This is a genomic window from Nocardia fodinahabitans (assembly GCF_052983615.1).
Map to the genome: position 1 here is coordinate 1,030,699 of NZ_JBRJJC010000001.1, position 24,354 is coordinate 1,055,052.

General features: G+C 70.0%; 26 protein-coding genes. 4 read left to right on the plus strand and 22 right to left on the minus strand.

All coding sequences use genetic code 11. The features are described 5' to 3' along the window. The first annotated feature begins 201 nt into the window (after positions 1 to 201). The gene (locus tag NV348_RS04965; RefSeq protein ID WP_447150942.1) at positions 202 to 690 is read left to right on the plus strand and encodes a M23 family metallopeptidase; all 489 of its coding nucleotides are present in this window, start codon (positions 202 to 204) and stop codon (positions 688 to 690) included. Positions 691 to 747: 57 nt separating this feature from the next. After that, positions 748 to 1,260 carry a DUF1990 domain-containing protein gene (locus NV348_RS04970; protein ID WP_447145919.1) on the plus strand — a complete coding sequence of 171 codons (513 nt, stop codon included), beginning with the start codon at positions 748 to 750 and terminating at the stop codon, positions 1,258 to 1,260. Between the two features lie 464 nt (positions 1,261 to 1,724). On the opposite strand, the gene NV348_RS04975 is transcribed toward NV348_RS04970, so the two are convergent. From NV348_RS04975 to NV348_RS05045, 15 genes are all read right to left on the minus strand, one after another. Continuing rightward, a complete protein-coding gene (locus tag NV348_RS04975) occupies positions 1,725 to 2,093 on the minus strand; it encodes a GatB/YqeY domain-containing protein (protein ID WP_447145920.1) in 369 nt (122 codons plus the stop codon). A gap of 318 nt (positions 2,094 to 2,411) precedes the next feature. Further along, complete coding sequence (locus NV348_RS04980) at positions 2,412 to 2,720, minus strand: DUF202 domain-containing protein (protein ID WP_447145921.1); 309 nt, start codon at positions 2,718 to 2,720, stop codon at positions 2,412 to 2,414. Beyond that, entirely contained in the window at positions 2,717 to 3,082 is a 366-nt protein-coding gene (locus NV348_RS04985) for a YidH family protein (protein ID WP_447145922.1), read from the minus strand. Before NV348_RS04985 ends, NV348_RS04980 begins: the two co-directional genes overlap by 4 nt. A gap of 875 nt (positions 3,083 to 3,957) precedes the next feature. Next, positions 3,958 to 4,881, minus strand: coding sequence for a tyrosine recombinase XerC (locus NV348_RS04990; protein ID WP_447145923.1), 924 nt, complete (start codon positions 4,879 to 4,881; stop codon positions 3,958 to 3,960). A gap of 180 nt (positions 4,882 to 5,061) precedes the next feature. Beyond that, positions 5,062 to 6,291 carry a DNA-processing protein DprA gene (gene dprA / locus NV348_RS04995; protein WP_447150943.1) on the minus strand — a complete coding sequence of 410 codons (1,230 nt, stop codon included), beginning with the start codon at positions 6,289 to 6,291 and terminating at the stop codon, positions 5,062 to 5,064. A gap of 68 nt (positions 6,292 to 6,359) precedes the next feature. Next, complete coding sequence (locus tag NV348_RS05000) at positions 6,360 to 7,868, minus strand: YifB family Mg chelatase-like AAA ATPase (RefSeq protein ID WP_447145924.1); 1,509 nt, start codon at positions 7,866 to 7,868, stop codon at positions 6,360 to 6,362. After that, positions 7,868 to 8,224 carry a YraN family protein gene (locus NV348_RS05005; protein ID WP_447145925.1) on the minus strand — a complete coding sequence of 119 codons (357 nt, stop codon included), beginning with the start codon at positions 8,222 to 8,224 and terminating at the stop codon, positions 7,868 to 7,870. Before NV348_RS05005 ends, NV348_RS05000 begins: the two co-directional genes overlap by 1 nt. 109 nt (positions 8,225 to 8,333) lie before the next feature. Beyond that, the gene (locus NV348_RS05010) at positions 8,334 to 8,639 is read right to left on the minus strand and encodes a DUF2469 domain-containing protein (protein WP_011210678.1); all 306 of its coding nucleotides are present in this window, start codon (positions 8,637 to 8,639) and stop codon (positions 8,334 to 8,336) included. Positions 8,640 to 8,685: 46 nt separating this feature from the next. Then, entirely contained in the window at positions 8,686 to 9,390 is a 705-nt protein-coding gene (locus NV348_RS05015; protein WP_447145926.1) for a ribonuclease HII, read from the minus strand. Between the two features lie 30 nt (positions 9,391 to 9,420). After that, positions 9,421 to 10,185 (minus strand): signal peptidase I, encoded by a 765-nt coding sequence (gene lepB, locus NV348_RS05020; protein ID WP_447145927.1) that lies wholly within the window; start codon positions 10,183 to 10,185, stop codon positions 9,421 to 9,423. An 85-nt stretch (positions 10,186 to 10,270) separates the two neighbouring features. Beyond that, positions 10,271 to 10,612 carry a 50S ribosomal protein L19 gene (gene rplS / locus NV348_RS05025; RefSeq protein ID WP_019048201.1) on the minus strand — a complete coding sequence of 114 codons (342 nt, stop codon included), beginning with the start codon at positions 10,610 to 10,612 and terminating at the stop codon, positions 10,271 to 10,273. A gap of 164 nt (positions 10,613 to 10,776) precedes the next feature. Continuing rightward, positions 10,777 to 11,667, minus strand: a complete 891-nt coding sequence (locus NV348_RS05030) for a hypothetical protein (RefSeq protein ID WP_447145928.1) — start codon at positions 11,665 to 11,667, stop codon at positions 10,777 to 10,779. A gap of 21 nt (positions 11,668 to 11,688) precedes the next feature. Beyond that, positions 11,689 to 14,115, minus strand: a complete 2,427-nt coding sequence (locus NV348_RS05035) for a Tex family protein (RefSeq protein WP_447145929.1) — start codon at positions 14,113 to 14,115, stop codon at positions 11,689 to 11,691. 346 nt (positions 14,116 to 14,461) lie between these two features. Further along, positions 14,462 to 16,075: an AMP-binding protein gene (locus tag NV348_RS05040; protein WP_447145930.1), complete on the minus strand. Its 1,614-nt coding sequence runs from the start codon at positions 16,073 to 16,075 to the stop codon at positions 14,462 to 14,464. Beyond that, on the minus strand, positions 16,075 to 17,703 hold the full coding sequence (locus NV348_RS05045) for an AMP-binding protein (protein ID WP_447145931.1): 1,629 nt from the start codon (positions 17,701 to 17,703) through the stop codon (positions 16,075 to 16,077). The genes NV348_RS05040 and NV348_RS05045 overlap by 1 nt, the downstream gene beginning before the upstream one ends. Positions 17,704 to 17,798: 95 nt before the next feature. Between NV348_RS05045 and NV348_RS05050 the strand changes: the two genes are divergently transcribed. Together NV348_RS05050 and NV348_RS05055 are read left to right on the plus strand one after the other, a co-directional pair. Further along, the gene (locus tag NV348_RS05050) at positions 17,799 to 18,650 is read left to right on the plus strand and encodes a helix-turn-helix transcriptional regulator (RefSeq protein WP_447145932.1); all 852 of its coding nucleotides are present in this window, start codon (positions 17,799 to 17,801) and stop codon (positions 18,648 to 18,650) included. Between the two features lie 343 nt (positions 18,651 to 18,993). Then, positions 18,994 to 19,362, plus strand: a complete 369-nt coding sequence (locus tag NV348_RS05055; RefSeq protein WP_447145933.1) for a VOC family protein — start codon at positions 18,994 to 18,996, stop codon at positions 19,360 to 19,362. Here NV348_RS05055 and trmD read toward each other — a convergent pair. The 7 genes from trmD to NV348_RS05090 all read right to left on the minus strand — a co-directional run bounded on the left by trmD (position 19,359) and on the right by NV348_RS05090 (position 24,257). Beyond that, the gene (gene trmD / locus NV348_RS05060; protein ID WP_447145934.1) at positions 19,359 to 20,054 is read right to left on the minus strand and encodes a tRNA (guanosine(37)-N1)-methyltransferase TrmD; all 696 of its coding nucleotides are present in this window, start codon (positions 20,052 to 20,054) and stop codon (positions 19,359 to 19,361) included. The two genes, NV348_RS05055 and trmD, sit on opposite strands and share 4 nt — an antisense overlap. A gap of 3 nt (positions 20,055 to 20,057) precedes the next feature. Further along, the gene (rimM, locus tag NV348_RS05065; protein WP_447145935.1) at positions 20,058 to 20,582 is read right to left on the minus strand and encodes a ribosome maturation factor RimM; all 525 of its coding nucleotides are present in this window, start codon (positions 20,580 to 20,582) and stop codon (positions 20,058 to 20,060) included. After that, positions 20,583 to 20,825, minus strand: coding sequence for an RNA-binding protein (locus tag NV348_RS05070; protein ID WP_019048210.1), 243 nt, complete (start codon positions 20,823 to 20,825; stop codon positions 20,583 to 20,585). It lies immediately after the preceding gene. Continuing rightward, positions 20,825 to 21,262: a 30S ribosomal protein S16 gene (gene rpsP, locus NV348_RS05075; RefSeq protein WP_218716827.1), complete on the minus strand. Its 438-nt coding sequence runs from the start codon at positions 21,260 to 21,262 to the stop codon at positions 20,825 to 20,827. The genes NV348_RS05070 and rpsP overlap by 1 nt, the downstream gene beginning before the upstream one ends. 203 nt (positions 21,263 to 21,465) lie before the next feature. Beyond that, positions 21,466 to 22,044, minus strand: a complete 579-nt coding sequence (locus NV348_RS05080) for a Uma2 family endonuclease (RefSeq protein WP_447145936.1) — start codon at positions 22,042 to 22,044, stop codon at positions 21,466 to 21,468. 207 nt (positions 22,045 to 22,251) lie between these two features. After that, the gene (locus NV348_RS05085) at positions 22,252 to 23,346 is read right to left on the minus strand and encodes a metal-dependent hydrolase family protein (protein ID WP_447145937.1); all 1,095 of its coding nucleotides are present in this window, start codon (positions 23,344 to 23,346) and stop codon (positions 22,252 to 22,254) included. Between the two features lie 92 nt (positions 23,347 to 23,438). Further along, positions 23,439 to 24,257, minus strand: coding sequence for a nuclear transport factor 2 family protein (locus tag NV348_RS05090; protein WP_447145938.1), 819 nt, complete (start codon positions 24,255 to 24,257; stop codon positions 23,439 to 23,441). Positions 24,258 to 24,354 lie beyond the last annotated feature (97 nt).

Genomic DNA, 24,354 nt, shown 5'->3' on the forward strand with positions numbered 1-24,354 from the left:
GGTGCGGACACCGTGCGTAGTGGCGTCCTGCGCGATCGAGCAGTACTGCAAGTGCCTGGTCGGTCGAGAACTCCTCGACGGGCGGAAACCGTCGACAACCAGGAACATCGCACTCACCGGGGGAACCTCTGGGCAGGAACGGTTTTCGGGCTGCCACGGCGAGTACGTGCGGGAGCCGTCTTCGGTGCGGCGGTGATCTCGCTGGGGACGGTGCTGGTCTGCGGCGCGGCACCTGTCGACGGGGCCGAGCAGGGGGCGTTCGGGTGGCCGCTGCGGCCGCGGCCGACGGTGGAGCGACGATTCGACAAGCCGGTACGGAACTGGTTGCCCGGCCATCGCGGGGTCGACCTGGCGGGCAGCGACGGCCAGACGGTCCTCGCGGCGGGCGACGGCATCGTGGTGTTCGCCGGTGTCGTGGCGGACAAGCCGGTGGTGTCCATCGACCATCCCGGCGGGCTGCGCACCACCTACGAGCCGGTGCGGGCGCAGGTCACCGTGGGGAGCCGGATCAGCAGGGGCACGCCGATCGGGTCCTTGGTGGCCGGACACGAGGGGTGTCCGGCCACCGCCTGCCTGCACTGGGGTGCCCGCCGCGAAGCGAGCGAGCACGGGCGGCGCGAGTACATCGACCCGCTGGGCCTGCTGCACGAGGTGCCGGTCCGGTTGAAGCCGCTGGAACCGGCGCTGTGACGAACCACTCGGCCGCGCCGGGTTCATCGCCCTCGATCGCGGGACGACAATCGAGGTGTGCCCGAGGAATCAGCGCCCTTCACCTACCCCGACGTGGGTGCCACCCGTGCGACCTTCCCGTCGGGCTACGACCGGTTCGAGCTCCGGCGTCCGATCGGCCACGGCCGTGAGCTGTTCGACCGGGCCGCCACCCACATCCTGGCTTTCGGGGTGCAGAAGGGCGCCGGTGTCTTCCAGCGAGCCGATACCGAAACCGCGCTGGCGGGAACGGAATTGACGGTGCGTATCGGATGGGGCCCGGTCGGCATCGTCGCACCGTGCCGGGTCGTCTACGTGCTGGACGAACCGGACCGCCGCGGGTTCGCCTACGGCACCCTGCCCGGGCATCCCGAGATCGGCGAGGAACTGTTCGCTGTCGAATACGACCCCGCCGACGACACGGTGTACGGCCTGGTCACCGCGTTCTCGCGGCCCGGCGCCTGGTACGTGGCGCTCGGTGGACCGGTCGTCCGGCTGATCCAGCGCTGGTTCGCGCGCCGCTACCTGAAAACCATGCCCACCAGCCACTGAGTAGCACAGTCGTCCCAGACAGCGGCGCCGTAGCGGGCCATGCGGTGCAAGGACCCGGGGCGGGTACGCGATCACGACAGCCTGGCCGTCGAATCCGCTTGACGCGCGGCACGGTCGCTGCCGATCACCTGCCCGGCAATCCGCGTACACCGCGGGCGTTGCGCCGGTGACTGCCGAGACCGCGGGCACGGTGACCGCACCCAGAACCGAGGTCGCCAGGACGGTACGGCGCCCGGACGGCTGCGCGGCGTGCGGGGTGCGGGGTGCGGGGTGCGGCGAGTGCTATGCCGACTCGACGAGGACGGCAGGTCTGTCGACCCATGTCTACGTGGGCGACCCGGGAGTTGCTGCGATGGCCCTATCCCGCTCGCGGTGCGGCACTCGAATGCTCACCGTCGGTACTCGAATATCGCCGACCGGCTCGAAAGTTGCCAACTGGCATCCGCTTCCGCGCCGCGGCTCGGTCAGAGGAGCGCGGTCAATGCGTCCGCTTCGGCGATGAGGGAGTCGCGACGCTCGGCTGCGCCGAGGCGGTCGTATTCGGCTGCGGCGTGACGCCTTTCGTCGATCTCGCGACGCACGATCTGGGTGATGTCGGCTTCGGTGAGGTCGCGGCGTCGCGCTTCGGCGGTGCCGAGGCCGACCGCGCTGGCTTCCAGCGCACCGGCTTTCGCGTCACCCGCGTCGATCGCCTCGGCATTGTCGATCGCGGCGAGGGCGGAGCGCAGCGCCGAGATCGCGCTGCGGTCGCGAGCTTTCATCGCCGGCTTCAGCGCGTCGCGCAATCGCTCGCGCAACGCGGAGTCGGGCGTGTGCGAAGTTCCGGCAGTCATGCTCGCCGAGAGTAGTTGCCAGGGGCACGGGCGTCGAGCAAGTTCTCGTTGATGTCCCAGGTCACGAGCATGCAGGGGTGGCCGCCGAAAGATCCCGTTGCCCTGCTCGATCAGCGGATCCGAGGCGCCCGGTCGGTAACGCTCTGCCTCCGGCACTTGCGAATCGAGTGCCCCCGTCGGAGCGCACCCAGGACCAGACCGGGGCTCGCCGGGGCCTGGTCGCGCTCGCACAGCAGCCCACCCACCGAACCCGACCGACGCCCACCGCCGCCTGTCCACGCCCGCACAGCAGCCCACCCACCGGATATACCTGGCCGATCAGTCGATCAGTCGGGTGACCAGCACACCGGTGACGGCGATGAGTGCGACCACACCGACTGCGACGGCGGTGGCCGTGACGACCTGTCGCCCGGCGTCCACCCTGCCGTGATGGAGCGCACGACCACGGAGCCATCCGAGAAAGCTCAGCAGAAGGGAGAGCATCGCCGCGACCATTGGTAGCGCGTTCGTCGGCCACCCGTCCGCGGTGACCTCGTGGGCGAACAGCAGCGCACAACCCGCCGCGCCCAGGGAGGTCCGGCGCCAGGCGAGGGCCGTGCGCTCCATCGCCAAGGTCGGGGGCGTCACGACAACAGCACCGCCAGACAGGCGAGCGCGGCGACGACAGCCACCCCGACCGACAACACCGGGACCAGCACGGTGCCCGGTAGTCGGCGCCCGGTCCGCATCGCGACATCCACCCGCCGCCAGTGCCGGAACGCCCCCAGCGCCACCGCGAACGACATGACCAGGCAGCTCACGGCAATCACCCCACCGAGCCCCGCCAGTCGCAGCGGCTGCACCAGCGTATGCACGGCGACACCACCTGCCAGCAGCCCGAGCGCCGTCCGAACCCAGGCCAGAAACGTCCGTTCATTGGCCAGCGTGAACCGATAGTCGAGTTCCTCCTCCCCGTCCTCGGATTCACCCCCGACATCGGGCAACGCCATCACCGACCACCTCCCAACCACATCTTGCCGTGCCCCCGCCCGCCAACCCCGCAACGCGCCGACCACCTACCCAACCGGTCGCCCGCCACTCCCCGTGCCCGCACACAAGAACTCGACCGACTGCTCACCGCCTCACGCACGGGACCACACTGGATGGCAGGAGATCCCGAGATGGTCCGACCTCGGGCCGAGGCGCCATGGCACCAGCCCACCGAGACACCGGGCACAGCACCGCCCACGGGCACCGGGCATCGAGCACGGCACGGCACGGGACGGGACGGCACCGGACAGCAGGCACGGCACCAGGCACGGCACCGGACACCAGGCACGGGGCACGGCACGGGCACTGCGGCACTGCGGCACTGCTGCACTGGAGCACTGGAGCACTGGAGCACTGGAGCACTGGAGCACTGGAGCACTGGAGCACTGGAGCACTGGAGCACTGGAGCACTGGAGCACTGGAGCACTGGAGCACTGGAGCACTGGAGCACTGGAGCACTGGAGCACACAATGCACCTTCACAAAGCGCTGAGATCACCGATCGCAGATGCATACGCAGGTGCACTCGGCATCGGAATCCGGTCCAAGTCGCGGTGCCCGTCCTCGTGATCGAGTGGCGCGCACCTTGGAGCCTCGCCTCCTCCCCAAGTGGCGAGCACGAGTCGCCAGGCCCGGGTCGAGCACCACTTCCTGACCTACGACGTTGCGCTGCGCATCAGACGGCTGGCCACACCTCTCGAGCGTCCGCACGTCGCCGCATCCCGGAGACAGCCGCATCCGGCAGTCTGCGATCCGGCGGCTGACTACCGCACACTCTGCATCGCACTCACCACAGCGCAGCCTCGACGTGGGGTGCGCAGCGTGCGCGTTTCACCTCATGCGCGGGGGTGGGCCTGGTCGTGTACTCGTTTGAGGCGTTCCACGGAGACGTGAGTGTAGAGCTGGGTGGTGGCCATGCTGGCGTGGCCGAGGAGTTCCTGGACGACGCGCAGATCGGCGCCGCCTTCGAGCAGGTGGGTGGCGGCGGTGTGGCGCAAGCCGTGCGGGCCCATGTCGGGGGCGCCGGGGATGGCCGAGACGACCTCGTGGACGACGGTGCGGGCCTGCCTCTGGTCCAGGCGTCGGCCGCGCTGGCCGAGCAGGAGTGCCCGGCCGGAGTGTTCGTTGACCAAGGACGGCCGGCCTGCGCGGAGCCACCCGTCGAGCGCGGCGTCGGCGGGGCCACCGAAGGGCACCGATCGTTCCTTGTTGCCCTTGCCGAGTACGCGGACCAGGGTGCGCTCCCGGTCGATGTCGTCGATATCGAGGCCGCACAGCTCACTGACCCGGATACCGGTGGCGTACAACATCTCGACGATCAGGCGGTCCCGCAGTGCCATCGGATCCTGCTGCGCCGCACCCGATTCCGCAGCATCCATGGCCTGCAATGCCTGCCCCTGCGCCAACACCGCGGGCAGCACCCGGTGCGCCTTCGGCGCCTGCAACCGCAACCCCGGGTCGACGGCGAGGTGCCCGGTCTCGGTGAGCCAGGCGGTGAAAGTCCGTGCGGCCGAAGCCCGCCGCGACATCGTCGTGCGCGCCGCACCGGCCGCCGCCAGCTCGGCCAGCCACGACCGCAGCAGCGGCAGATCCAGTTCCCGCACCGACGAATCCGCCGACCGCGCGTACAGATGCTCCAGCAACGACCGCACATCCCCGACGTAGGCCCGCACCGTATGCGCCGACCGATTCCGTCCCAACCGCAGGTGCCGCCCGAACTCCGTGAGCAGCGCGGTCAGATCATCGGGCAACACATCCATCCCCCCACCGTGACCCGTCCCGCCACCCCACGCAACCCACCACGCCGCCCGACCAACCGTCTCCCCAGTCCCACGCACCGACCGGCACATAGCGCCGCACCGCACGCAACCCTCACGCCCATCGTTGGGCGGGCCGACCCGGCCGACCGCAAGCAGCGGGCGCCCGCGCGATCCACGGGCTCAGCGATCTCGCTGACGGTGCAGCGCGATATGTCGCCGACGCAAGCGGCCCCTCGTCATTCGCTGGTCGACGACGGCCCACCTCACGTCGACCATGCGGCCTCGGGTTCGGAACCACCCATCGGAATCGCAACCGACGAGGTCGGCGAGTTCCAGGCCGGGGAGGATCGCGCGGACGGTGGCGACGTCGTGGCCGGATTGGTGGGCGAGGTCCAGGGGTAGGCGGGAGCCGATGGCGGGGAGGGCAGCGTAGATGTCGGCTTCGGCGCCGCGGAGGTGGGCGGCGGGGTCGGTGGTGGTGTCGTCGGGGACCGGGAGGCGGAGGGGGCCCGCCTCGTCGATGACGTCTTCGGCGCGGGTGACGAGGAGGGCTTCGCCCTCGCGGATCATGCGGTGGCAGCCGGCCGAGGACGCGGATCCGACGGGGCCGGGCACGGCCATCGCGGGGCGGCCGAGGCGGCGAGCCCATTTCACGGTGTTGCGGGCGCCGCTGCGCAGGCCGGCTTCGACGACGAGGACACCGTCACCGAGGGTCGCGATGAGCCGGTTGCGGGCCAGGAATCGGTGCTTCTGCGCGCTGGTGCCCGGCGGGTACTCACTGAGGACCAAGCCGGTGTCGGCGATGGCGGACAGCAGGCGGTCGTGCTGGGCAGGGTAGGGCCGGTCGACGCCACAGGCCAGCACGGCGACGGTCGGCCCGCCGACCGCGAGTGCCGCGCGGTGCGCTGCCGCATCGATGCCGAATGCCGCTCCGGACACGATGGTCCAGCCGCGCCCGGCCAGGTCGCAGGCGATCTCACTCGCCACCTGCACCCCGTACCCGCTGCTGCAGCGCGAACCGACCACGGCGACAGCACGTTCGGACGCCGTCTGCAGCGAGAGCGGGCCGCGCGCCCACAGCACCAGCGGCACCGCACCCTCGCGGTCACGCTCGCTGTCGAGCTGGTCGAGGCCGAGCATTCGCCAGCCGGGCCACTCGTCGTCGTCCGGTGTGATGACCCGTCCGCCCAGCCGCTGCATCGCCGCCAGATCGGCGGCCGCCGTGTCGATCTCCCGCCGCGCCGCCGTCGGTCCTCGCAGCGCCTCCGGCAGTTCGCGCTCGCGCACGGCCCGCGCCGCCTCGCACACCCCGACCGAGGCGATCAGCGCCGACAACGGCGCACACGGACCCTGCACCACCCGCGACAGATACACCCAGGCGAGCCTGCGTTCATCGCTGTCACCATCCAGCTCCACGGGCGCGGTCCCGACCACAGCGGATCGAGTCCGAGCGCGACGGTCATCTGCGCGCAGGCCGCTCATTGTGTGCCTCGCTGCCGGAAGTTCAACGCCGACAGCACGTCCTGCACGCTCGGCAGCTCCCCGCCGCGCAGATCGCAGACCGTCCACGCGACGCGGATCGCCCGGTCGGCACCCCGGGCCGACATCCGCCCCAGCCGCAATGCCGTCTCGATCGGTGCGATCGACTCCCGCGGCAACCGGAACCGCTGCCGCAGAACATGTCCCGGCACCTCGGCATTGGTCGCCCAGCCGTCGGCGCGCCAGCGCTCCAGCGCCAGCCCGCGTGCCCGCGCGACCCGCGCGGCGACACCGGCACTGCTCTCGACCCGCTCGTCACCGAATGTCGCGCCGGCCTGACCGCGCATCTGCACCCAGATATCGATCCGATCCAGCAGTGGTCCGGACAGTTTGCCGAGGTAGCGGCGCCGGGCCAGTGGCGCGCAGATGCAGTCGACGTCGCGGGCGGGTGCGCACGGGCAGGGGTTGGCCGCGAGGACGAGCTGGAATCGGGCCGGGTACCGCGCGACACCGTCGCGCCGGGCGATCCGCACCTCGCCTTCCTCGAGCGGAGTCCGCAGCGCCTCCAGCACTTTCGTGCCGATCTCCGCGCATTCGTCGAGGAACAGCACCCCGCGATGCGCCCGGCTCACCGCCCCCGGCCGCGCCATACCGGACCCGCCGCCGATCATGGCGGTCACCGAGGTCGAGTGGTGCGGGGCGACGAACGGCGGCAGTGTCATCAGCGGTTGTTCGGCGGACAGTGATCCCGCCATCGAGTGGATCGCCGTGACCTCCAGCGACTCGGCCTCCGACAGCGGCGGCAGCAAGCCGGGAAGGCGTTGCGCCAGCATCGTTTTGCCGATCCCGGGTGGTCCCGTCAGCAACAGGTGATGGCCACCGGCCGCCGCGACCTCCAGCGCCCATCGCGCCTCGTCCTGACCGACGACATCGCTCAGATCACCGCTGGGCGCCTGCGCCCCCGGCACCATCCCGTCCGGTTCCAGCAGACCGCCTTCCCCACGCAGCCAGGCGACCACCGCGCGCAGACTGACCGCGCCGAGCACCTCGATCCCCTCGACCAACCCGGCCTCGGCCACCGCCGCCGCGGGCACGATCACCGTCGGCACGCCGGCGGTGCGCGCGGCGATCACCGCGGGCAGTACCCCGCGCACCCGCCGCACCCGACCGTCGAGCGCCAGCTCACCCAGCAGTACGGTCTTCGGCAGCCGCTCCCCCGGCACCGCCCCGGACGCGTCGAGCACCGAGATCGCCAGCGCCAGGTCGTAGACACTGCCGACCTTCGGCAGGGTGGCCGGGGACAACGCCAGGATCACCCGGCCGTCGGGCCACTTCTCCCCCGTGTTGGCGACCGCCGAGCGTACTCGATTGCGTGACTCCTGCAGGGCCGTGTCGGGCAGGCCGACCAGATTCACCGAGGGCAGACCCTGGCCGATATCGGCCTCGATCTCCACCAGCTGACCGTCGACACCGGTCACCGCCACCGACAACGCGCGACCGAGCGCCATCAGAAGGCTCCGGCCAGGTGGTCGATGACCGGCCGGTGCCCGCGCGGGACCAGCACCGACACCACGTCGAACCGGATCCGCCGCCACGGGCCTTCCTGCTCGGCCAGCCACAGCAGCGCGAGCCGACGGATCCGCTGCTGTTTGCTGAAGGTGACCGATTCGGCCGGGATGCCGAACCCCAGGCCCGACCGCGTCTTGACCTCGACGAACGCCGTCACCGACGGGTCCTGGACGATCAGGTCCAGTTCGCCGTAGCGGCATCGCCAATTGCGGGCGACGATCTCCATCCCCGACTCGCGCAAGAACTGCGCGGCGAGCTTCTCCCCGTATGCGCCGAGCGCCTGTTTGTCTGCCACGGGTCGAAGCATGCCGATCGACACCGTCGCGCCCGGCCCGGTGACCTGGGCGGACAACAATCCTGTGGACAACCGCCGGCCTGTGGACAACCAGGCCGGCGGTGCGCCGTCATTCCGGCAGGCGCAGGTCCGGCTTCTCCAGCTCTTCGATGTTCACGTCCTTGAACGTGATCACTCGTACGTGCTTGACGAAGCGCGCCGGGCGGTACATGTCCCACACCCACGCATCGCTCATCCGCACTTCGAAGTAGACCTCGCCGTCGGCGTTCTGGGGCCGCAATTCGACAGAATTGGCCAGGTAGAAGCGACGTTCGGTCTCCACCACGTACGAGAACTGGCCGACGATGTCCTTGTACTCGCGGTACAGCGACAGTTCCATCTCGGTTTCGTACTTCTCGAGGTCCTCAGCACTCATCGGGTGGGCCGTCCTCCTTCTAGCAGCGCCGCGTTCATAGTGGACATCATCGCGCATGCGCGGCACGAGTAGCCACTCGGCTACCGCCGGGCAGCTCGAGTTCGCGCACATTGCGCCAGGACCGGCGATGTTCGGTGCTCGGTCCGAGCTGCCGGAGCGCGGCGGTGTGCTCGGGCGTGTTGTAGCCCTTGTGCGCCGCGAAACCGTATCCGGGCAACTGCCCGTCGAGCTCGACCATCATCCGGTCTCTGGTCACCTTGGCCAGGATGCTCGCCGCCGCGATACAGGCCGCCGTGGCGTCGCCGCCGATGACCGGCAGCGAGGGCGCGGGCAGCCCCGGGACCTTGAAACCGTCGGTCAGGATATAGCCGGGCGTACGGCCCAGGCCGACGACGGCCCGGCGCATGCCCTCGATATTGGCGACGTGGATCCCGATCGAGTCGATCTCCCACGCGGGCACCACGACGACGCTGTAGGCCAGCGCCAACCGCTGAACGACCGGGAACAGCTCCTCACGGGCCGCCTCCGTGAGTTTCTTGGAGTCGTCGAGCCCGGACAACTTGTCGTAGGCCTTGGGCGCCAGCAGGCACGCGGCGACCACCAGCGGTCCGGCGCACGGGCCGCGGCCCGCCTCGTCGACACCGGCCACCGGGCCGAGACCGCTGCGGATGAGCGCCGCCTCGAGCGTGCGCAGGCCCCCGGCGCGGCGCATCACCACCCGCGGCGGCCAGTTGGTCCGATCCTGCCCCACAGTTCGATTGTCCCCGTGTCTCGTCGCGTGTCAGTTTTCCTGCGCGTTCTGCGTCTTCACCGGACCGATCCGGCTCGGCGGCCAGATCTTGAACACCGTCTTGCCGCGCACGTTGTCCACCGGCACGGTGCCTTGCAGATCGTCGCTGACGTGAGCGCGCGAATCGGCCGACTCGTTGCGGTTGTCGCCCATCACCCACAGATTGCCCTCGGGCACCTTCACCGGACCGAAGACCCGGCCCGCCGGGTAGACCGCGTTGGGGCGGTCGGTGAACCAGGGGTAGTCCTTCTTGATGTACGGCTCGTCGAGCGGTTTGCCGTCGACCATCACCCGGCCCTGCGGATCACAGCACTGCACGGTCTGCCCGCCGACGGCGATGACGCGCTTGACGAGATCGTTCTCGTCGGGCGGGACCAGCCCGAAATAGGACAGGAAGTTCTGCAGCCCGCGCACGACGGTGTTGTCGGAGCGGACCGACTTGTAGTGCCCGTTCCACGACGGCGGGCCGACGAAGACCACGACGTCGCCGGGACCGGGGTCGGAACCGTAGTAACTGATCTTCTCGACATAGATGCGGTCGCCGATCAGCAGCGTGTTCTCCATCGACTGCGACGGGATCACATACGGCCGTCCGACGAAAGTCACCATCAGCGCGGCGATCACGGCCGCGATCACGATCAGAATCGGCAGCTCCTGCCAGAACGGTCGCTGCTTCTCGTCGCCGCGCTTGCGCTTGCGCCGCCCACCTTCGTCGCCCGAATCGGACACCGACACCGACCCACTTTCGTCTGCCACGCCGAACAGAGTAGCCCGGCGCCCCGACCGAAGTCGGAGCGCCGGGCTACCGGAAATCTCTGTGCTGCGAACAGCTACCGCACGATCAGCGCTTTTCCTTGATCTTGGCGGCCTTACCGCGCAGATCGCGCAGGTAGTACAGCTTGGCGCGACGCACGTCACCGCGGGTCACGACATCGATGTGGTCGATGTTGGGGCTGTGCACCGGGAAGGTGCGCTCGACACCCACGCCGAAGGACACCTTGCGGACCGTGAAGGTCTCGCCGATGCCGCCGCCCTGACGCCGAATCACGACGCCCTTGAAGACCTGGATGCGCTCCTTCGAGCCTTCGATGACCTTCACGTGCACGTTCAGGGTGTCGCCCGGACGGAAATCGGGGACATCGCTACGCAGCGACTTCTCGTCGACGAAGTCAAGGGTGTTCATTTTCCACCTTTTCGGATTCTTTGCGCGAACAGAGGAACCTGGCGGCACTGACGCGCTCGACCGGTTCATGCTCAGAACAGGAGTGCTCACGGACACAACTCGGCCGAGGCAACCGGTTCATTGTGCCAGACCAGGCACTCCGGACTGAAATCGGGCGACCGGGGTCACTCCCCCGCCGAGGTGTCGGCCGTGGCGTCGGCCCGGCTACGCGGGAGCAGATGCGGATGCGGCGGCGGTGCGGCCGGCGCCGCGACCACCCGCCGCGCGAGCTCGGCCTCGGCCGCCATCTTCGCGTGCTCGACGTCGGGCTTGCCGGCGATCAGGTCCTGGATGAAGATCTTCGCGCGGATCACCGGACGCCGGTAGCGCCGCTCCCTGGCGATGGCCCGGTTCATGGTCTTGGCTCGGTTGCCGTAGCGCCAGCGTGCCCACGGCGCGCCGGGCCTGCTGAGCCGGATCGCGCCGATCAGCAGCAGCGGCGTGAAGAACATGCCGAACAGGCCCGTCCAGATCTTGCCCTTGGCGATCACCACCGCCGCCAGGCCCAGGTTCAGCAGCAGGGTGCCCAGAACCGCGATGCGGACGCCGATGCCGCGCGACTGCCGGAAATCGTCGTAGTCGAGGAAGGTCGCCGGTTGCACGCCGAGCAGCAGCAGACCGGTGACGGCGAGCGCGACGAAGACCGCGTCCACCGAGGTGCGTCCCTGTTCCTCCCAGTAGACGTCACGCAGGTAGAAGATCAGCGCGAACTCGTCGAGTACCAGCGCCGCGCCGACCCCGAACACCGCGGCGAGCACGCTGGAGGTGACCTGGGTGGAGTCCTCGGCGGTGGCGATCAGCCCGATGCCCGACAGCAGCACCGTGACGACGCCGAAGACCATGTGATGGATGTGGGTGTCGCCGGCTGTGACATTGCCCGGCCACCACCGCACGTTGGCCCTGATCATCCGCACGCTGATCCGGATGACCACGAAACCGAGGATGAACCCCAGCAGGAAGCACAACAGGGGCAGGCGGCCGTGCGCGATCACATCGTCTTCGAGCCACCGTCGCATGCCGCCCGCCCTGTCGTCGAGTTACTTGCCGCCGAATCCCGCCCGGCGCAGCGCGTCGGCCATCGATCCGCTCGGCTCGGCCGCGGGCTTGCGCGGGTTGCCGCCACGCCCCTGCTGGGCCTGGCCGCGTCCCTGCGCCTGTCCACGATCCGGGCCCTGACCACGGCCGCCCTGCGGACGACCCTGACCACGGTTCTGGCCGCGCGGTGCGCCGCCACCACGATTGTCCCCCTGCGCGGGCTTGCCGGGCTCGTCGTCGAGCCGCAAACTCAGCCCGATCCGCTGCCGGGCGACGTCGACCTCCAGCACCTTGACCTTCACGACGTCACCGGACTTGACCACTTCGCGCGGGTCCTTGACGAAGGTGTGCGACATGGCCGAGACGTGCACCAGGCCGTCCTGGTGCACGCCGACGTCGACGAACGCGCCGAACGCGGCCACATTCGTGACAACGCCCTCGAGCACCATGCCTGGCTCCAGGTCGGCGACCTTCTCCACGCCCGCCGCGAATTCGGCGGTCTTGAACTCCGGGCGCGGGTCGCGGCCGGGCTTCTCCAGCTCGGCGATGATGTCGCTGACGGTGGGCACACCGAACTTCTCGTCGGTGAAGTCGGCGGGCCGCAGTGCGCGCAGGGTGCCGGTGTTGCCGATGACCTCGGCCATCGGGCGGCCGGTGTGCTCGAGAATCCGGCGCACCACCGGGTAGGCCTCGGGGTGCACGGCGGAGGTGTCGAGCGGGTCGTCGCCGCCGCGGATGCGCAGGAAGCCCGCGCACTGTTCGAAGGCCTTGGGACCGAGCCGGGGCACCTCGAGCAGCGCGGTCCGGCTGCGGAAGGGGCCGTTCTGATCACGGTGCGCCACAATGCTTTCCGCGACCGAACCGGAGACACCCGACACGCGCGAGAGCAGCGGCACCGAGGCGGTGTTCACGTCGACACCGACCGCGTTCACCGCGTCCTCGACGACCGCACCCAGCGAGCGGGCCAGCAGCGTCTCGGAGACGTCGTGCTGGTACTGGCCGACACCGATCGACTTGGGGTCGATCTTCACCAGCTCGGCCAGCGGGTCCTGCAGGCGGCGGGCGATGGAGACCGCGCCGCGCAGCGACACATCCATGTCGGGCAGTTCGGCCGAGGCGTAGGCCGAGGCCGAGTACACCGAGGCGCCTGCTTCCGACACCACGATCTTGGTGGGCTTGTTCTCGGGGATACGCGAGATCAGTTCGGTGGCCAGGGCATCGGTCTCGCGCGAGGCGGTGCCGTTGCCGATGGCGATGAGCTCCACGCCGAACCGGGCGACCAGCGCGGCGAGCACGGCCAGCGACTTCTCGGTCTGGCCCTGCGGCTTGTGCGGGTAGATGACCTCGGTCGCCACCGCCTTGCCGGTCGAGTCGACGACCGCGACCTTCACGCCGGTGCGGTAGCCGGGGTCCAGGCCCATGGTGGTGCGGGTGCCCGCCGGTGCGGCGAGCAGCAGGTCGCGCAGGTTCGCGGCGAACACGTCGACGGCGTCCTTCTCGGCGGCCTGGCGCAACCGCATCCGGGTGTCGATACCCAGGCTCACCTGCAGCTTGGTGCGCCAGGCCCAGCGCACGGTGTCGAGCAGCCAGGAGTCGGCCGGGCGGCCCTGGTCGGCGATGCCGAAGGCGACGGCGATGCGGCCCTCGTAGATCGTGCGCTCGCCCGGCGCGGGCTCGTCGATGTCCGGCTCGAGGTGCAGGGTGAGCACCTCTTCCTTCTCGCCTCGCAGCAGCGCCAGGATCCGGTGCGAGGGCAGCTTGTGGAACGGCTCGCTGAACTCGAAGTAGTCGGCGAACTTGGCGCCGGCTTCCTCCTTGCCCGCGCGGACGGTCGAGGTGACCTGGCCGCGGTTCCACATCAGTTCGCGCAGCTCGCCGACCAGGTCGGCGTCCTCGGCGAACCGCTCGACCAGGATGGCGCGGGCGCCCTCGAGCTGTTCGGCGGTGTAGCCGGCCGGGTCGGTGGTCGGGTCGCCGATCAGTGCGTCGGCCACCGGCTCGTGCCCGGCCTCGCGCGCGATCTGCGCCTTGGTGCGGCGCTTGGGCTTGTACGGCAGGTAGATGTCCTCGAGGCGGGCCTTGGTCTCGGCGAGCATGATCTGCTGGTGCAGCGCCGGGTCGAGTTTGCCTTGGCCCCGGATGGATTCGATGATCGCGCCGCGCCGCTCGTCGAGCTCACGCAGATAGCCGAGCCGCTCGTCGAGCTGACGCAACTGGGCATCGTCGAGGCCGCCGGTGACCTCCTTGCGGTAGCGCGCGATGAAGGGCACCGTCGAACCGCCGTCGAGCAGTTCGACGGCGGCGCGCACCTGGGTCTCGCGCACCCCCAGTTCGTCGGCGATCCGTCTGCCCACGCTGGCGAGGATGGTCGTGCTGTCGGTCGGAGTGCCGTTCGACGTCGAACGGGCGGTCTCGGGCGCTGTCGTCACGACCGCAGAGACTACAGCTCTTCCCCGACACCCGGCCGACTCCCAGGTCAGCGGACTGTCGCCACCTCGGGCTCGCGCACGGGACGATCCAGCGGCGTATCGATGCGCTCGCGCAGGAACTTGTCGAACATCGCGGCGACATAGGCACGCCCGAGAAATGTCATCCGATCAGGGTCGATGGTGCCGATGTACCGCGCGGCGGGCGGCCGGGTGGGCCCTGGCACCAGCGACGGCATGTCGGTGAAGCCGTAGTGGGCCGAATTCGCTATGACCAGATGGCGTTTCCAGCCGGTCGCGAATCCGGCGTCGTGTCGAGTGGTGCCGGGAGAGGCGGGGTTCCGGTGGATCAGCCGAGGATGTCCCTGGCCAGCTCGCGCATCTCGGCCTTGCGGATCTTGCCGGTGACCGTCATCGGGAACTCGTCCACGACATGGACGTAGCGCGGGATCTTGTAGTGAGCGAGGCGGCCGGTGCAGAAGGCACGGATCGCCACGGCGTCGAGGAGGGGCGCGCCCTCGCGGAGGCGGAGCCAGACCATCAGTTCCTCGCCGTACTTGTCGTCGGGGACGCCGATGACCTGGGCGTCGACGACATCGGGGTGGGTGTAGAGGAATTCCTCGATCTCGCGGGGGTAGATGTTCTCGCCGCCGCGGATCACCATGTCCTTGATCCGGCCGGTGACCGAGAGGTAGCCGTCGTCGTCCATGACGCCGATGTCGCCGGTGTGCATCCACCGGGCCGCGTCGATCGCCTCGGCCGTCTTGTCGGGCTGGTCCCAGTAGCCGAGCATCACCGAGTAGCCGCGGGTGCACAGTTCGCCCGCCTCGCCGCGCGGCAGGGTGCGCCCGGTCGCCGGGTCGACCACCTTCACCTCGAGGTGCGGGCCGACCCGGCCGATGGTGGCGGTGCGGCGCTCGATGCTGTCGTCGCTGCGGGTCTGGGTGGACACCGGTGACGTCTCGGTCATGCCGTAACAGATGGACACCTCGGTCATCCCCAGCTGGTCGATGACCCGCTTCATCACCTCCACCGGGCACGGCGAGCCCGCCATGATGCCGGTGCGCAGGCTCGACAGATCCGGGGTGGCACCGGCGTCGAGCTCGGCCAGCATCGCGATGAACATCGTCGGGACGCCGTAGAGCGAGGTGCAGCGCTCGGCGGCGACGGCGGCCAGGGTCGCCGCCGGATCGAACGCGGGCGCCGGAATCACCACGGCCGCACCGTGCGAGGTGGCCGCGAGATTGCCCATGACCATGCCGAAGCAGTGGTAGTACGGCACCGGCACGCAGATCCGGTCGACCTCGGTGTAGCCGCACAGTTCACCGACGAAGAAGCCGTTGTTGAGGATGTTGTGATGGCTGAGCGTGGCGCCCTTCGGGAAACCCGTTGTGCCCGAGGTGTACTGGATATTGATCGGGTCGTCGGCCGACAGCGTCGCGGCGATCCCGGCCAGGAGCGCGGTATCGGGCTCGGTGGCCGCGATCTCCTGCCACTGCGGCCCGCCGAGGATGAGGACCAGTTCCAGGTCGGGGCAATTCGGCCGGACGTCGTCGATCATCGCCACGTAGTTCGAGGTCTTGAACTCCGGTGCGGCGATCAGCTGACGGATGCCCGCCTGCCGCAGCACGAACTCGAGTTCGCTGGTGCGGTAGGCGGGATTGATATTGACCAGCACCGCACCCAGCTTGGCGGTGGCGTACTGGACGAGGAACCATTCCGCGCAGTTGGGCGCCCAGATCCCGACCCGGTCACCCGCGCCGATGCCGAGGTCGGCGAGGCCGGTCGCGACGGCGTCGACCGCGACGCCCAGCTCGCGGTAGGTCCAGCGGCGTCCGGTCGGGCGGTCGATCAGCGCGTCGCGGTCCGGGTGGGCGGCCACGGTGCGGTCGAGGTTCGCGCCGATGGTGTCGCCGAGCAGCGGGGTGCCGGTCAGGCCGTGGGCGTAACTCAGTTCGGGCATCAGCGGATCTCCTTGCCGCGCAGCAGGAAACGCTGCACTTTGCCACTCGGTGTTTTCGGCAGGCTCGCCACGTAGTGGACCTGACGGGGGTAGGCGTGCGCCGCGAACTTGTCCTTGACCAGCCGCTGCAGCTCCGCGGTCAGCTCGGCGCCGCCCTCGGCGCCGTCGCGCAGCACGACGAACGCTTCGAGTACTTCGCCGCGCAGTTCGTCCGGCATACCGACGACGGCGGCCTCGGCCACCCGGTCGTGCAGCACCAGCACGCTCTCGACCTCGAACGGGCCGATCCGGTAGCCGGCCATGATGATCACGTCGTCGTCGCGCGAGCTGAAGTGGAAGAAGCCGTCCGCGTCGCGGGCGCCGACGTCGCCGGTGAGGTACCAGCGGCCGTCGGCGCTGAACCGGCTCGCGGTGCGTTCGGGGGCGTCGAGGTAGCCGAGGAACCACAGCAGCGGGCTGTGGTCGGTGTCGATGGCGACCCGGCCGATCTCGCCGGGCGCGGCCTCGACGTCGGCGTCGTCGGCCAGCACCGCACACGTCCAGCCGGGCAGCTCGGTGCCCATCGAGCCGAGCGGGGCGGGCCGGTCGACGTCCGAGTGCCAGGCGTGGCAGATGACCATGCCGTGCTCGGTCTGGCCGTAGTGATCGCGCACCGCGACCCCGAGCGCCCGCTCCGACCAGGCGACGACATCGGGGGTCAGCGGTTCGCCCGCCGACGACGCCCGGCGCAGCGTGATCCCCTCGGGGACAGCACCCGCGCGCAGCGCGCGGTAGACCGTCGGCGCGGCGGCGAAGTTGGTGACACCGAACCGGCGCAGGACGTCCAGGGTGAGCGGGGCGGAGAAGCCGGCGTGCAGCAGCAGGCTGCGCGTCCCACTCGCCAGCGGGGCCAGGATCGCGTAGTAGAGCCCGTACGCCCAGCCCGGATCCGCCGCGTTCCAGTAGACGTCCTCGGAGCGGACATCCAGGGCGAACTCCTGGTAGGCGTGGAAGGAGGCCAGCGACCGCACGGGGATGGGCACACCCTTGGGGGTACCGGTGGTGCCGCTGGTGAACAACTGGACGAGCAGGCCGTCGCCGCCGACGGCCACCGGGTCCGCGCGCGGGTCGTCGGCGCGGTGCGCGGCGAGCAGGTCGGCGAAGCGCAGGGCGTCGGGGGCATCGGTGTCGCCGACGACGATCGTGCGGCGGTCCGGATCGGCGGGGATGTCCGCGCTGCCGGCCAGCTTCGGCGCCTGATCGGCGTCGGCGACGACCACCTTCGTGCGGCTCGCCGTGAGCCGGAAGCCGATCGCGGGCGGCGCGAAGGCGGTGAACAGCGGGACGTGCACCGCGCCGCGCCGCCAGATGCCGAGCAACGCCACCACCAGATCGGCGGACTTCGCCATCAGCGTCGCGACCCGGTCGCCCGGCTCGACGCCGAGCTCGGCCAGCGCCGCCGCGAAGCGCGCCGATCGCTCCCGCAGTTCGCCGTAGGTCAGCTCGTGCGCGCTCAGGTCGGACTCGACGACGGTGAACGCGATCCGCTCGGCCGGATGGCGATCACACAGCAGCTCGGCCGCACAGGCCTCGGGTCCGTCGTAACTCTCGAGCAGGTCGCGCACTCGCGCGTCCAGGTCGGTACTCATCGCAGTTCTCCTCAACACCTGGGCCGGGCCGCCAGGTCTTGTCTTAGAATGTGGCACACCTCACGTTCGCCACTACCCCCGAAAAGGGGTGACCGATGCCGGCCACTGCTCTGTTGCGCCCCCGCGACGCCGATGCGTTGCGCGCGGAGATCCGCTGGGTGGCGCGCCGGGCGAATGTCCCGGTGATCTTCGGCGGCGCGGTCGACGAGGACGCCCTGCTGCTCACCGAGTTCGTCGGCACCGTCACCACCGGGCTGCGCGGGCTGACGGTGCTGCGCACGTCCGGGCTCGGCGGCCAGGCCATGGACCGCCGCAGACCCGCCTCGGTGGCCGACTATCGCGGCGCCTCCACCATCACCCACCACTACGACGGCCCGGTGTGCGGTGAGGGCCTGCGCTCGGTGGTCGCGGTGCCGGTGGTGGTGGACGACCGGCCGCGCGCGGTGCTGTACGCGGCCACCCGGGGCGCGGGCCCGATCGGCGATCGCACGACCGAGGTGATCCTGCAGGCGAGCAGGCGGCTGGCCGCCGAGATCGGGGTGCGCGACGAGGTGGACCGGCGGGTCAGGATGCTCGCGCTCGCGGCGCCCGCCACGCCCGCCACGCCCGCGGTCACCGAGGAACTCCGCGAGATCCACGCCGAGCTGCGCGCCATGGCGGCGGCCAGTGGCGACGCGGCGTTGCGTGCGCAACTGTCCGGGGTGTGCGATCGGCTGACGGGAGTGCTGTCCGGCGACCCGGCGGCGGAGGTACCGCGGCTGTCGCGGCGCGAACTCGACGTTCTCGCCCAGATCGCGCTCGGCTGCACCAACCAGGAAGCGGCACTGCGACTCTCACTCGGCGCGGAGACCGTCAAGAGCTATCTGCGGCAGGCGATGACCAAGCTCGACGCGCGGACCCGGCACGAAGCGGTGGCGCTGGCCCGGCGCCACGGACTGCTGCCCTGATGTGTGATCGGTCACCCTCCCGGCCGTCGTAACGGCCGGCACGCACGCGCGCGATCGGCGATGCCGCCGGGCCCGGTCCGCCGCCGCGGACCCGGCATCCGGTACGACCGGGCCGCGCCGGACATCGAATCGTCCAGGGACGCACGGTCTGTACTGGGAACATGGGCGACGACGCCGGACCGGACCGGCCGGACCGCCGAGTACCGTTGCACTGGAAGCTATTCCGGATGGAACGAGCAATCCTCATCCTGGACGATGACACAACGAATTACCCTTCCGGATACCCGAATATCTTTGGGACAAAACAATCTGGACGTCGATCCGGCCCGGTAGCGTCGGTCCGATGACGGAGCCTTTCCAACTGGCCGGCGTCTCGCTGGACTGTGACGACCCCGAAACCCTCGCCCGCTTCTATCTCGGGCTGCTCGGTGGCCGCGTGCTGTGGAACGACGTCCACAGTGTCGGAATCCGGCTCCCGTCCGGGCTGACGGTCGCCGCGCAACGCGTCGAGGACTACTACCCGCCGCAGTGGCCGGGCAGCGCCGCCGTGCAGCTGGAGCTGGCCGCCGACGCCGACCTGGATCTGTGCGAACAGCACGCGATGGCGATCGGCGCCAAACCGGCTCCGGTGCAACAGGACCCGCGTTGGCGCGTGCTGCTCGACCCGGCCGGGCATCCGTTCTGTATCACCACCCGGGTGGTGACCGCCTAGCGCGGGAGTTCCGGCTCCGGGAGCAGATCCGGCCTGCGGTCGCGGGTGCGTTCCAGTGACCGCTCGCGCCGCCAGGCGGCCACCTTGGCGTGATCACCGGAAAGCAGGATCGGCGGCACGTCGAGGCCACGCCAGGAGACCGGGCGGGTGTAGCTGGGGCCCTCGAGCAGCCCGTCGGAGAACGAATCCTCCTGGTGGGACTGCTGATTGCCGAGCACGCCGGGAATCAGCCGCACCACGGCCTCGGTCATCACCAGCACGGCGGCCTCGCCGCCGATGAGCACGTAGTCGCCGATGCTCACCTCTTCGACGCGGACGCGGCGGGCGGCGTCGTCGAAGACGCGTTGATCGATGCCCTCGTAGCGGCCGCACGCGAAGACCAGGTGCCGTTCGGTGGACCAGCGCTGCGCGGTGGCCTGGGTGAACGGCACCCCGGCGGGGGTGGGGACGACGAGCAGGGCGTCGTCGGGGCAGACCGCGTCGAGCGCGTCGCCCCAGACGGTGGGCTTCATGACCATGCCGGGGCCGCCGCCGTAGGGCGAATCATCGACCGACTTGTGCACGTCGTGCGTCCAGTCACGCAGGTCGTGTACGCCGATCGAGATCAGGCCCTTGTCGACGGCCTTGCCGAGCAGCGCGGTCCGCAGCGGCTCGAGGTACTCCGGAAAGATCGTGACGATGTCGAGTTGCACGAATTACTCCGGATCGAGCAGGCCCTCGGGCGGATCGATGACCACCAGTCCATCGGCGATCGACACGGTCGGCACGATAGCGGTGACGAAGGGAATGAGAATCTCGCGGCCGTCGTCGGCGGCACGCACCGACAGCAGTTCGCCCGCGGCCGAGTGCAGCACCTCGGTGACCTCGCCGACGACGGTGCCGTCGGTGAGCTCGACCCGCAGGCCCTCGAGCTCGTGGTCGTAGAAGGCGTCCGCGTCCTCGGACGGGGGCAGCGTTTCACTGTCGACGACGAACAGCATGCCGCGCAGCGCGTCGGCCGCGGTGCGATCGGCGACGCCGTCGACGAAGACCAGAAGCCGGCCCGAGTGCTCTCGGGCCGACTTCACGGTGTAGTCGCGGGTCGCCGCGGATTTCGGCATCCTGCCGTGCAGGGTGGCACCGGGCGCGAACCGGAGTTCCGGCTCGTCGGTGCGCACTTCGACGACGAGTTCGCCGCGCACGCCGTGCGACTTGGCGACCCGACCTACGACGAGTTCCATCTAGGCGTCGGTGTCGACCACGTCGACCCGGATACCACGGCCACCGATGCCGGCGACCAGGGTGCGCAGCGCGGTCGCGGTACGACCACCGCGTCCGATCACCTTGCCCAGGTCCTCGGGGTGGACGTGCACCTCGACGGTGCGCCCGCGGCGGCCGGTGATCAGCTCGACGCGGACGTCATCGGGGTTGGCGACGATGCCGCGAACCAGATGTTCGACGGCATCGGCAACAACGGCGGTCATTACTCGGCAGCCTCAGCGGCGGGGGCCTCGGCGGCCTCCTCGTCCTTCTTGGCGGCCTTCTTCTTGGGGGTGACGGCCTCGGCGACGGGCTCGTTGTCGGCGGCGGCCAGCGCGGCGTTGAACAGGTCCAGCTTGGACGGCTTGGCGGCCTTCACCTTGAGGGTGCCCTCGGTGCCCGGCAGGCCCTTGAACTTCTGCCAGTCGCCGGTGATCTCCAGCAGACGCTGCACGGACTCGGTCGGCTGCGCGCCGACGGACAGCCAGTACGCGACGCGATCGGCATCGATCTCGATCAGCGAAGGCTCTTCCTTCGGGTGGTACTTGCCGATGGCCTCGATGGCCCGGCCGTCACGACGGGTGCGGGCGTCGGCGACAACCACGCGGTACTGCGGGTTGCGGATCTTGCCCAGGCGGGTGAGCTTGATGCGAACAGCCATGCTGATCTGCCTCTTTCAGTAGTTTGGTCACCACGCGATTCGGCGACCCGCATGGTCTGCGGGTCCGGTTTCGCGCATGAAGTGCGTGACCGCCGCGCGGTACGTGACCGGAGACGGGCTGACACTGTCCAGGAAGGACGGTTGTTCATTGTGCCAGACGGGTACGCGCTCCCCGAAATCAGCTCCGGCTGCTCAGCGCTACCTCAGCGCAACTGCTCGGTGTCGACCACCACCGGCACCGGGCCGGGCGCCTTCACCGACTCGCCGTCGGCGGCGAACACTTCCTGGCGGTAGCCGGACTCTCCCAGCGAGTAGCCCCAGAATCGGGCGGGCTTACCGTCCGGGAGTTCGACGATCCACAGGTAGGGGACGCGAGCAGAGGCGTATGCGGCGATCTTGGTATCGCGTTCCTCGCGGCTGTTTCCCGGCGACCAGACCTCCACGGCCAGAAGGACGTCATCGGCGGCGAAGGTGGTGTGGTCAGCCGAGGCATCGACCACCACGACATCCGGGATGATGCTCGTGCGCAACGGTGTGCTGATCCGCACTCCGACGGCGGGCAAGACCGTCAGGTCCGGCCGGTCCACGGCACGAACAGCAGCACGCAGGGTGACGAACAATTCACCGGCGGCGTACTGATGCGGACCACCTGGCGGCGGCGTCATGTGCAGGTACCCCCAGATGAGTTCGAGTCGCGATCCATCCGCCGGCTGCTCTTCGGCGAGCCAGTCTTCCACAGTCTTCGGGCCCAACGGGTGGATCATCGAAACCTCGGCGCTCATCGTCATCTCCGCCGATCTCCCCTGGTCGTACCGACAATTGGACAACTCGGACCGGACTGATACTCGGCCGCAGAACAACCGATTCAACCTCGATCGCATGTTTGCACATGTTTGCAGCGTGTAGACAACTCTACAGACCAGCGCTCCCGCGACCTGGGAGAACGCCGCGGAACATGCCCGCTCGTCGCACCCGGCGGCAACCGGACCTCAGCGGTGGCCGGTGACCGGGTTCGGAGTCTTGACGACCAGGCCGCGCAGGACGACCCACTCGGGGTCGGTGAGGGCAGCCGGGGTGGTCCGGGGGTCGTCGGAATAGACCACGAAGTCGGCGGGAGCGCCTTCCTCGATGCTCGGGCGGCCCAGCCAGGTGCGGGCGTTCCAGGAGGCGGCGCCCAGCGCGTCGTGGGGCGAGAGGCCCGCGCCGCCGAGAGCGGCGATCTCGTCGGCGATGCGGCCATGGCGGATGGAACCGCCCGCGTCGGTACCCGCGTAGATGGGCACGCCGGCCTCGTGCGCCTTGCCGACCGTGTCGCGGACGCGGCGGTGCAGGTCACGCATGTGGGCGGCGTAGACGGGGAACTTGCCTGCGCCGTCGGCGATGCCGGGGAAGGTGTCGATATTGATCAGGGTGGGGACCAGCGCGGTGCCGTGGGCGAGCATCAGTTCGATGGTGTCGTCGGTGATGCCGGTGCCGTGTTCGAGACAGTCGATGCCGGCGTTGATCAGGCCGGGCAGGGCGTCCTCGCCGAAGACGTGGGCGGTGACGCGGGCGCCGTTGGCGTGGGCGGCGTCGATCGCCTGCTTCAGGATGTCGTCGCTCCACAGCGGGCGCAGGTCACCGACGGAACGGTCGATCCAGTCGCCCACGATCTTGACCCAGCCGTCGCCGAAGCGGGCCTGCTCGGCGACGATCTCCGGCAGGTCGCGTTCGTCGTCGAGCTCGATGCCCAGTTCGCGGATATAGCGCTTGGGGCGGGCGATGTGGCGGCCCGCGCGGATGATGCGCGGGAGCTCGATGTGCTCGTCGATGAAGCGGGTGTCGATCGGCGAGCCCGCGTCACGCAGCAGCAGCGCGCCCGCGTCGCGCTCGGTCTCCGCCTGCTCGATCGCGCCCTCGCGGGTCTCGTCGCCGCCGCCGTAGCGGATACCGACGTGGCAGTGCGCGTCGACCAGGCCGGGGACGATCCAGCCGGTGCGGCACAGGGTTTCGGCCCCGGGCACCGGCTCGAAGGTGACGAGCCCGTCGACGACCCAGAGGTCGCGCTCCTCGTCACCGGGGAGAACCACACCACGCAGATGCACACGAACCTCCAGACGTCGGCCTGGCCCCAACCTACCGCCCGCGCTCGGCCGACGCACTCGCGTCGACCGGGCCGGGAACCGGCTCGCGGCGGCTAGCGGCTGGGCAGCGGGCCGTCGAGGAAGACCGTCACGGCGATGACGCGCGGCGCGTCGGCCGCGAAATCGACGAAGGCCACTCCCCGCGCCGCGCCGATCCGCACGCTCGCGCTGACCGTGCGCCCTGCGGCGATCATCTTGTCCCACTGCATGTCTCGCGCGAGCTCGGCGAACCCCGCCGCGTCGACCGGCTGCCCGGCGGGCAGTTCCACCGCCGCCCGCGCGCCGAGCAGATCGCGCACGCCGGCCAGGTCACCCGCGGCGGCGGCACCGAACAGCCTGCCGACGACCCGCTTGCCCGTCGCGCCCACGCTGCGCAGGCCGCGCATCATGCCCATCGCCCCGTCGACGCCCAGCTCGGAGACCAGTTGCGGGCCGAGCTTGGTCCCGGCCAGCACCCCGGCCGTTCCGGTGCCCATGAGCCGCCGGATCATCACCGCCAGTTCCCAGTGCGCGGCCAGCCGGGCGATCCGCCAGCCGCCCGCGGATTCGATCAGGTCGTAGCGCAGGTGCATGGGCACGGTGACGGTGGCGCCGGTCGACATGGTGGTCTCGATGTGCAGGTCGCGCACCACCGTGCGCCCGGCGACCAGGTCGCGCTCGACCCGGAAGGCGATGGAGTTCGGCGCGATGAAGACGTTGTAGAACCGCGAGATCGCCTCGCGGCCGATGTGTTCGCGCGCGCCGTACGGATCGTGCACCGCCGCGTTGTCGACGAACAGCCCGACCCAGGCGTCCTTGTCGTGTGCGGCCACCGCGCGGGGCGAGGCCTGTACCGCCGCCAGCAGGTCTTCCGCGGTCCGATCCAACGGCATGTAGGTCCTCCATAGTCGCGCTGCCCCTGCCCGATCCATGATAGAACGTGTTCTAGTTTTGCGTCGGCGATCGTGCTCGGCGCGCTGTTGGACAAAG

Coding starts and splice junctions, on each gene's coding strand:
- NV348_RS05050 (WP_447145932.1), top strand. CDS start 17,799: ATGCCGGCCACTGCTCTGTTGCGCCCCCGCGACGCCGATGCGTTGCGC.
- NV348_RS05030 (WP_447145928.1), bottom strand. CDS start 11,667: ATGCGACGGTGGCTCGAAGACGATGTGATCGCGCACGGCCGCCTGCCC.
- NV348_RS05010 (WP_011210678.1), bottom strand. CDS start 8,639: ATGAGTGCTGAGGACCTCGAGAAGTACGAAACCGAGATGGAACTGTCG.
- rpsP (WP_218716827.1), bottom strand. CDS start 21,262: ATGGCTGTTCGCATCAAGCTCACCCGCCTGGGCAAGATCCGCAACCCG.
- NV348_RS04985 (WP_447145922.1), bottom strand. CDS start 3,082: ATGGCGTTGCCCGATGTCGGGGGTGAATCCGAGGACGGGGAGGAGGAA.
- NV348_RS05000 (WP_447145924.1), bottom strand. CDS start 7,868: ATGGCGCTCGGTCGCGCGTTGTCGGTGGCGGTGACCGGTGTCGACGGT.
- NV348_RS04975 (WP_447145920.1), bottom strand. CDS start 2,093: ATGACTGCCGGAACTTCGCACACGCCCGACTCCGCGTTGCGCGAGCGA.
- NV348_RS05040 (WP_447145930.1), bottom strand. CDS start 16,075: ATGCCCGAACTGAGTTACGCCCACGGCCTGACCGGCACCCCGCTGCTC.
- NV348_RS05045 (WP_447145931.1), bottom strand. CDS start 17,703: ATGAGTACCGACCTGGACGCGCGAGTGCGCGACCTGCTCGAGAGTTAC.
- NV348_RS05080 (WP_447145936.1), bottom strand. CDS start 22,044: ATGAGCGCCGAGGTTTCGATGATCCACCCGTTGGGCCCGAAGACTGTG.
- NV348_RS05090 (WP_447145938.1), bottom strand. CDS start 24,257: ATGCCGTTGGATCGGACCGCGGAAGACCTGCTGGCGGCGGTACAGGCC.
- NV348_RS05055 (WP_447145933.1), top strand. CDS start 18,994: ATGACGGAGCCTTTCCAACTGGCCGGCGTCTCGCTGGACTGTGACGAC.
- NV348_RS04990 (WP_447145923.1), bottom strand. CDS start 4,881: ATGGATGTGTTGCCCGATGATCTGACCGCGCTGCTCACGGAGTTCGGG.
- rimM (WP_447145935.1), bottom strand. CDS start 20,582: ATGGAACTCGTCGTAGGTCGGGTCGCCAAGTCGCACGGCGTGCGCGGC.
- rplS (WP_019048201.1), bottom strand. CDS start 10,612: ATGAACACCCTTGACTTCGTCGACGAGAAGTCGCTGCGTAGCGATGTC.
- NV348_RS05070 (WP_019048210.1), bottom strand. CDS start 20,825: ATGACCGCCGTTGTTGCCGATGCCGTCGAACATCTGGTTCGCGGCATC.